The sequence below is a fragment of the Bradyrhizobium jicamae genome, from assembly GCF_018130695.1.
Taxonomy (GTDB): Bacteria; Pseudomonadota; Alphaproteobacteria; order Rhizobiales; family Xanthobacteraceae; genus Bradyrhizobium; species Bradyrhizobium jicamae_B.
This window is the reverse complement of the sequence record NZ_JAFCJX010000024.1, coordinates 131,354-138,379: the sequence shown is the minus strand read 5'-3', so window position 1 is coordinate 138,379 and position 7,026 is coordinate 131,354. Positions and strand designations below refer to the sequence as shown.

The window sequence follows — 7,026 nt, the reverse complement described above, 5'->3', positions numbered from 1 at the left end:
GCTTTACGGCTTATACGTGCTCGCCCTGGTGAGACTCTGCGTTTGTGCCACCATCATCCGCGATCGGCTTTGGACCTCTCGCGTGCTTGCCACCTGCATCGGGGCGGCAGGCCCACACGACTTCACCGTCCGCCTTGCGCGCACACGCCTGTCGCACGCTCAGCGGCCACCGCATCTGCACCCACGTTCATGGCGTTCGCGAGCGCCCCTCGTGTCGGGTGAGACGGGCGCATCTTACACTAATCAGAATTCGTGTAAAGCGAAATATTTTTGATTGTGGGGCTTGACACGATTCCGGCGATCCGAACTGATTTGCCCGTCGTGTCGAATGGGCAACACTCGTCGCTATCGAGCGATATCCGGGGGCTTCGTCCCCATCTCGCTCTGCGAGCTACGAGCCCGCTCTCAGAACGGAAGCAGATCCTTCGTAAAGCTGGCGACGAAACTTTGTACTCCGACGAGCGCAGAGTGCCGCTCGAGCCCCGGAAAGCCGCCCCAACGGAACGCGAGACGCAGATAGTCGAGGAACGGCACCTCATGCCGTTCGTCCGTAAACATTGGATCCGGACCGAGATATGGCACTTCAATGCAATATGGGGGACCGCCGCTTATGTTTGCCTTATGCAGATAGTCGGGTGCGAGATCGATGCGAAACGGGCGCTCCGTATGCCCTTGATCGATCCATTCATCGAACAGGTAGGTGATGACGGAGGGAGCGTGCACGCAGAGAGCGTCCAGTTCTTCTGGCGGCAATGAAAAGTCCAGGACCGTCGGTTGAGCTCCAGAATCGTAGTCCCATGCCCAGTTGATGCCGCCGACTCTGCGCCAGAACGCGAATAGCGTGGGCGGAATGGGCGCTCCGGAAATCTCCGCGATCTGAGCGAACACTGCCTCATCGCCAGGGTGGGGTGGCGTTCGCAGCCCCTGATATTTTTGTGCTTGCCAACCAATGCTCTGTAGCCGCGCAGCGATCACGTCCGCATTGTGCGCAACCCGCTGCATGGTGGCATCTGCGACCTCCATGACTTGCTCGCGCAACTCGCCTTCGATGGTCGCACAGGCGCGAATTTCTCTCCAAACCTGATCAAACTCGCTGGAGAAGTAGCGCTTCAACCAAGTCCCGTCGCGCGGCATTGTCGTTAGCTCCAATGCTTAATCGGATTGATCAACGCGGCATTGTACCGCAAACGTAGTCCGATGAGCGCGCGCACGAATCGCTGCGCGCTCATCCCAATTTCGTCGATTCAAATCGACATAGTCGGTCATGCCGAACACCATGTGGCGTACGCAAAAAACTGGCAAGGGACCGTCAATGCTGCTGACGGTAATTCGCCGGAATTGCTGTTATTCTCAACGCGGTCTGAGATGCTGCATTCAATGCATCCACTCGACGTCGAGACAGCTCCTGTTCCTGTATTTCCATTGGAGACGATCATGCGCATCATGGCACTGGTGATTGCAATCGTGATCTCATCGGCCGCGCCGGCTTCGGCTCAGAAGGCCGAGATCGACGCGATCAACGCGAAATGGATTGAAATGTTCAACAAGGGCGACTTTTCCGGAATTGCGTCACTGTACGGCTCTGATGCCATCGCGTTGCCGCCCGGATCTGCGATGGTGCAGGGACGAGCGGCCATCGAGGTCATGTGGAAAGGCATGGCGGAGCAGGTAGGTGAACCCAGGCTCACAACCATCGACGTCAAGCCGCTGGGCCCCAACGCGGCACGCGAGATCGGGACCTACATGCTGAAGACCAAGGGACCGACGCCGCAGGAGGTGTCCGGAAAGTATGTCGTGGTTTGGGAGAAGGTCGGAAACGACTGGAAGCTCATGACCGACATATGGAACGACGGCAAGTAGGCGCGTTTCTGTCGACGTCTTGTATCGCGTCACCGTAACCTTCGCTTGTTGCGGATCTTCCCGGATTTCGCTCTGCGCTTAGAACCAGGCCGTGCCTTGCAGGCGAATCGTGCCCACGTTCCGCGCTTGGGAGTTCGGAACGCGAAATCAGAATTTGGCTGGATTTCGCGAGGCTAGCTGACTTTGCCCTGCATGCAGGCGATAACAAAGTCGCGCGGCTTGATGGCGCCTTTGGTTCGGCCGCCGCCTAAAAAGCCCCGCTCGCGGGCAAGCTCCCGGCACTTCTCCCGCTTCTGGGCAAGGTCCGGACCTTTGCGACTTGCAGCGCCGATGCAGCGAGGGGAGTCAGCAGGGCAGCGATCAAGAGAATTCCCGCGATCAATCGAGGCATAAGCATTCTCCTAAAAAATAGCAGATGAAAGGCTCATGGAACCGCAACAGAGCTGCGCGCGCAAGGGCGCCGCACAAACTTTCCTGAAATGCGGAGGTCACGGTGAACCGAGCGCAGCCCCGTGACCTGGAGGCCTCGTGCCGCAACGTCACGCGTGCCCTTGCTGGCTGCGGGCCGCCTACCGCTTCCGCTCCAGAAACCCCTGCATCAGCCGCTGCGGCTCGCCGGTCAGGAAGGACTTGCCGAACACGCCGACGCTGAGGTTGACGGATTCCGTCAGCGGCAGCTCTTCCCATTGCCGCAGCAGATCCTTCTGGATGCGTAGCGCTTCGGGGCCACATTCAAGCAGCGCTTTCACGGTGTGCTCGACGGCGGCGTCGAGGCCGCCTTCCTTGGCGACGACGTCGACGAGGCCCCAGGCGAGTGCGGTCGGTGCGTCGATATTCTCCGCGGTCATCACCAGCCAGCGGGCGCGGCCCCAGCCGATCAGGCGCGGCAAGAGCGCGGCGTGGATCACCGAGGGGATGCCGACGCGGACCTCGGGCATGCCGAACATCGCGTCGTGCGCGGCGATGCGGAAGTCGCAGGCGGCCGCGACTTCCAGCCCGCCGCCGAGGCACCAGCCGGGCAGGCGGGCGATCACAGGCGCGGGGAATTGACGCACGGCCTCGCAGAGGTCGCGCAGGCGGGTGATGAAGGCTTCAGCGGATGTTTGATCGAGCGTCGCCATCTCCTTGATGTCGGCGCCGCCGATCATGCTGCGCTCGCTTTCGCCGGCGAGGATCACGGCGCGGATGTCGCGATCGGAGGCCAAGCGCTCGAATCCCTCGCGGACGCCATTGGTGACGGCCGACGAGAGGATGTTGAGCTTGCCGGCGTTGCAGATCGTCAGGCGAACGACACCGCGATCATCGCGGGTCATTCCACAATGCGGATTGAGCATGTCCATGTCTTGGCTGTGGCTCCCTTGCGCACGCGTGCTTCGAGAGGGCCACTTCCTCGGCAAGGGCGCGCCTTGTCAAGGGTCGCCGGCGCAGGGTTCTCAGGCCGGCGCGGAATGGATGCGCCGCGAGGCCGCTTCATAGGTTGCAGCTTCGGCGGCCGCCAGCCGCTCCAGCCGGACCGGGACATGCTTGTGATAGGGCGTGCCGGCGATGGGATCGCAATTGCCGCTGTCGGTCAGCACGTTGACGCGCGGGCCGTTGTTCAGCCGTTCGCCGTCGGCAGCGGGATAATCCTGGCCATAGCCGTGCGGCAGGGCGAGCTGGCCGCTGCGCATGCTGTCGTCGCGCTTGCAGCGTGCGACGACGCGGCCGGCGGCGGATTGCACCGCGATCCACTCGCCATCCGCAGCGCCAAGCGAGGCCAGATCGGCGGCATTGATCAGCAGCGCGCCATCGGGATCGTCGCGGCGCCAGGCGGGATCGCGAAAAATCTGGTTGGCATTGAACATGCGCCGCTGTCCGGCGGCGAGGACGAAGGGATAATCGCCGCGGGGCGCCGCGTTCGCCGGGTCGAGCCGGCCGAGCCAGTCCAGCATCGGCGCGATCGCGAGGCGGACCTTGCGGTCGGGATGCGAGATCAGCGACCAGACCTCGTCGTAATCATGCGCGGTGAAGGCGGCGCCGTTGCGCGATCCGACAATGGCATCGAACAGCGCTTCGCCGAGCATCTCGTCCTTGACGTCAGGGCCCGCATCGAGGGCGCGGCGCACGGCCTGCGGCGATCGCTTGGCGCAGAGCTGCGCGGCCTGCCACAGCGGCGCGGCGGCCGCCGTGCCGTCGGGCAGGGTGGCGCCCAGCGTGTTGTAGAGCACGAGCGCGCCGAGTGCTGCCGCTTGCGGATTGACGCCCATGAAGCTGCGCAGCTCGGCGGCGAAAGCAGGCCGGGAGCGGAAGGCGGTGTCGCGCAATGGCGCCAGCGCGTTGTCGCCGGGCAGCAGGCCCAGTGCGCGGCTCAGCCGCGTGTAGATCTCCGGCTCGGGCAGGGTGCCCGCCAGCGGCGGCACCACACCGGCGCGCACATGGAAATAGTTCGTCGGAAATTCGAAGTTGAACAGCGTGAATTCGGTCTTCTCATATTGCGACGAGGCGGGCAGCACGTAGTCCGCCAGCTGCGCGGTCTCGGTCATGGCGACGTCGACGACAACGACGAGGTCGAGCGCGCGCAGCGCCTGTTCGACCCGCGCGGTGTTGGATGCGGTGTTGGCCGGATTGGAGCTGTCGACCCAGACCGCGTGCAGGCGGTCGGGGTGATCGGACAGCACCGCATCGGGAAACAGATTGGGCGGCAGCAGTCCGCCGATCACTTCGATATCGGCTGCCGCGAAGCGCTGGTTCGGCGAGTTGCCCCACAGCGGCACCAGCCAGCTGTGCAACTGGTTGGTGCCCTTGCGGCCGAAGCTGCCGGTCAGCATGATCAGCAGCTTTTCGAGATAGGAATTCAGCGTCGAGTTGACGCCCTGCTGGATGCCGAGCTCGACGCGGACGGTCATCGCTTTCGCCGCCACGATCATGTCGACGCATTGCTCGATCTGCGCGAGCGGGATGTCGGCGGCCTCAGCCCATTGCTCGACCGGAATCCGCGTGAGCGCGTCACGGACCTCTGTATAGCCTGTGGTGTGCTCGGCGATGAAGGCCTGGTCCACCGCCTCGCGCGCGATCAGCCGTGCGAGGATTGCGCCGAGCAGGAAGGCGTCGGTGCCGGGTCGGCAGGCGAGATGCAGGTCGGCGCGCTCGGCGGTCTCGCTGCGCCGTGGATCGATCACGATCATCTTGCGGGCGGGATCCTTGCGGATGTCGTTGAGATGGTCGCGGGCATTGGGAAAGCCGTGGGCGATCCAGGGATTGGCGCCGATCACGAACAGCAGGTCGCAGTGGTGGACGTCCTCGGCGGTGTGGCAGGTCTGGCTGCCGAACATGTGGCCATTGACCCAGAAATCGCCGGTCTTCTCCTGCGACAGCGCGTTGAACACATGGCGCGAGCCGAGCGCGCGCAACACCGCCGTCGCATACGCGCCGCCGGCGTGATTGCCCTGGCCGCCGCCGCCATACAGCGCCAGGGACTTGCCGCCGTGGCGATCGACGATTTCGCGCAGCCTTGCGGCAATTTCGGCAATCGCGGTGTCCCAGTCGATCGCGTCAAAGCCGCCATCCGCGCGCCGGCGCAGCGGCGTGGTCAGGCGATCGCGGTGGTGGGCATAGAACGGGATCCGCGCCGCCTTGTTGCAGAGATAGCCTTGGGATTTCGGGTTGTCGCGGTCGCCCCGCACCTTGGTGATGCGGTCGTGCTCGACCAGCACCTCGAGGCCGCAATTGACATAGCAGAGATTGCAGGCGGTCTTGCGCCAGTCGGGGCTCGGCATGGCCATCTCTTCCCATGTTGGAACCGGGCTGTTATATATTATGATCGTCATTCAATCAATCGGCTTCACCGGCCGTCATCGAGGAGAGCGATCATGACCGCCGCCGACACCACCGACCTGTTTTCGCCGGAGTTGCGCCGCGAGCGCCTGGTCGACTGGCAGGCGCCGGGGCCGGCCGCGAAGGCTGCGATGACCATGTCGGGCATGGAGGCGATGCTCGCGATCCGCGATGGCCGCCTGCCGCCGCCGCCGATGGCGAAGCTGATCGGTTTCCGCATGGCCACGGTCGAGCAGGGGCGCATTGTCATGGACCTCGACCCGCATGAGAGCCTGGAGAACACGATCGGGCTGCTGCACGGCGCAACGGCGGCCGCGCTGCTCGACACGGCCATGGGCTGTTCGATCTCGACCCTGCTGCCGGTCGGGCAGACGTCGGTGACGCTCGAGTTGAAGCTCGCCTATCTGCGGCCGCTGTCGATGCGCTCCGGAACCATTGTGGCGGAGGGCAAGGTCGTCAAGCTCGGACGCCAGACCAGCTACACCGAAGGGTTTATCCGCGACGGCAGGAACAATCTGGCCGTGCACGCGACTGCGACTTTTTCCATGATCGGTACGGCGGTATAGGCGTAGCTTTTTCGGCCAGAAGCTGCTATTATATGATTAGAAACATTCTATGAGACCAGGTCATGCGCTATTCCAAAGAGCACAAGCAGGAAACACACGCGCGGATCGTCAAGAAGGCGTCCGTCAAGCTGCGGGAGAAGGGCGCGCACGGCATCGGCGTCGCCGACCTGATGAAGGACGCCGGCCTGACCCATGGCGGTTTCTACGCGCATTTCGATTCGCGCGAGGCGCTGGTGATCGAGGCCTTCAACTTCGCGATGGACCGCGCCAATGAGCGCTGGCGCAAGGTCGCCGAGGAAACGGCGCCGGAGAAGCGTCTGGCAACGATCGTCGACGGCTATCTGTCGGCGGTGCATCGCGACAACCCCGGCCAAGGCTGCGCGATCCCCGCGCTCGGTGCCGAGATCGCGCGCGAGAGCCTGAAGACGCGCAAGGCATTCTCGGCCAAGCTCGAGCAGATGATCGACATGATGGCCGACCAGATCCTCGACGTGCCGCGCAAGGTCGCGCGCAAGCAGGCGATGGCCACGGTCGCGACCATGATGGGAACCATCGTGATGTCGCGGATCGCGGGCAATGGCGAATTGTCCGAGGAGATCCTGAGTGCCGGCCGCGAGACAGTGCTGGGCCGCGCCGCCGCGGCGAAGGCGCCCGCGAAGAAGGCCAAGGTGAATTAGGTAAGCCGAGATTTGTAGGGTGGGCAAAGCGAAGCGTGCCCACCATTCCCGGCCTGCTTGTGACGGTGGGCACGTCGCTTCGCTCCTTTGCCCACCCTACAAGTCGCGGC

The 7,026-nt window shown here is 63.8% G+C and carries 6 protein-coding genes; 3 read left to right on the top strand and 3 right to left on the bottom strand.

Annotated features, from left to right (window positions below):
* Positions 1–405: 405 nt before the first annotated feature.
* Complete coding sequence (locus JQ604_RS30155) at positions 406–1,134, bottom strand: hypothetical protein (RefSeq protein ID WP_212364327.1); 729 nt, start codon at positions 1,132–1,134, stop codon at positions 406–408.
* Between the two features lie 63 nt (positions 1,135–1,197).
* Between JQ604_RS30155 and JQ604_RS41700 the strand changes: the two genes are divergently transcribed.
* On the top strand, positions 1,198–1,860 hold the full coding sequence (locus JQ604_RS41700; protein WP_249158864.1) for a YybH family protein: 663 nt from the start codon (positions 1,198–1,200) through the stop codon (positions 1,858–1,860).
* Positions 1,861–2,429: 569 nt separating this feature from the next.
* Here JQ604_RS41700 and JQ604_RS30145 read toward each other — a convergent pair.
* Positions 2,430–3,200: an enoyl-CoA hydratase gene (locus tag JQ604_RS30145; RefSeq protein WP_212364326.1), complete on the bottom strand. Its 771-nt coding sequence runs from the start codon at positions 3,198–3,200 to the stop codon at positions 2,430–2,432.
* 93 nt (positions 3,201–3,293) lie between these two features.
* Positions 3,294–5,615, bottom strand: a complete 2,322-nt coding sequence (locus tag JQ604_RS30140; protein ID WP_212364325.1) for a molybdopterin-dependent oxidoreductase — start codon at positions 5,613–5,615, stop codon at positions 3,294–3,296.
* Positions 5,616–5,708: 93 nt separating this feature from the next.
* Between JQ604_RS30140 and JQ604_RS30135 the strand changes: the two genes are divergently transcribed.
* The gene (locus JQ604_RS30135) at positions 5,709–6,239 is read left to right on the top strand and encodes a PaaI family thioesterase (RefSeq protein ID WP_212364324.1); all 531 of its coding nucleotides are present in this window, start codon (positions 5,709–5,711) and stop codon (positions 6,237–6,239) included.
* Between the two features lie 62 nt (positions 6,240–6,301).
* Positions 6,302–6,916, top strand: coding sequence for a TetR/AcrR family transcriptional regulator (locus JQ604_RS30130; RefSeq protein WP_212364323.1), 615 nt, complete (start codon positions 6,302–6,304; stop codon positions 6,914–6,916).
* The last annotated feature ends 110 nt before the right edge of the window (positions 6,917–7,026 follow it).

Bases quoted from the DNA above. Each gene is read 5' to 3' on its own strand.
- JQ604_RS30155 (WP_212364327.1), bottom strand. From the start codon at position 1,134: ATGCCGCGCGACGGGACTTGGTTGAAGCGCTACTTCTCCAGCGAGTTT.
- JQ604_RS41700 (WP_249158864.1), top strand. From the start codon at position 1,198: ATGAGCGCGCGCACGAATCGCTGCGCGCTCATCCCAATTTCGTCGATT.
- JQ604_RS30145 (WP_212364326.1), bottom strand. From the start codon at position 3,200: ATGGACATGCTCAATCCGCATTGTGGAATGACCCGCGATGATCGCGGT.
- JQ604_RS30140 (WP_212364325.1), bottom strand. From the start codon at position 5,615: ATGCCGAGCCCCGACTGGCGCAAGACCGCCTGCAATCTCTGCTATGTC.
- JQ604_RS30135 (WP_212364324.1), top strand. From the start codon at position 5,709: ATGACCGCCGCCGACACCACCGACCTGTTTTCGCCGGAGTTGCGCCGC.
- JQ604_RS30130 (WP_212364323.1), top strand. From the start codon at position 6,302: ATGCGCTATTCCAAAGAGCACAAGCAGGAAACACACGCGCGGATCGTC.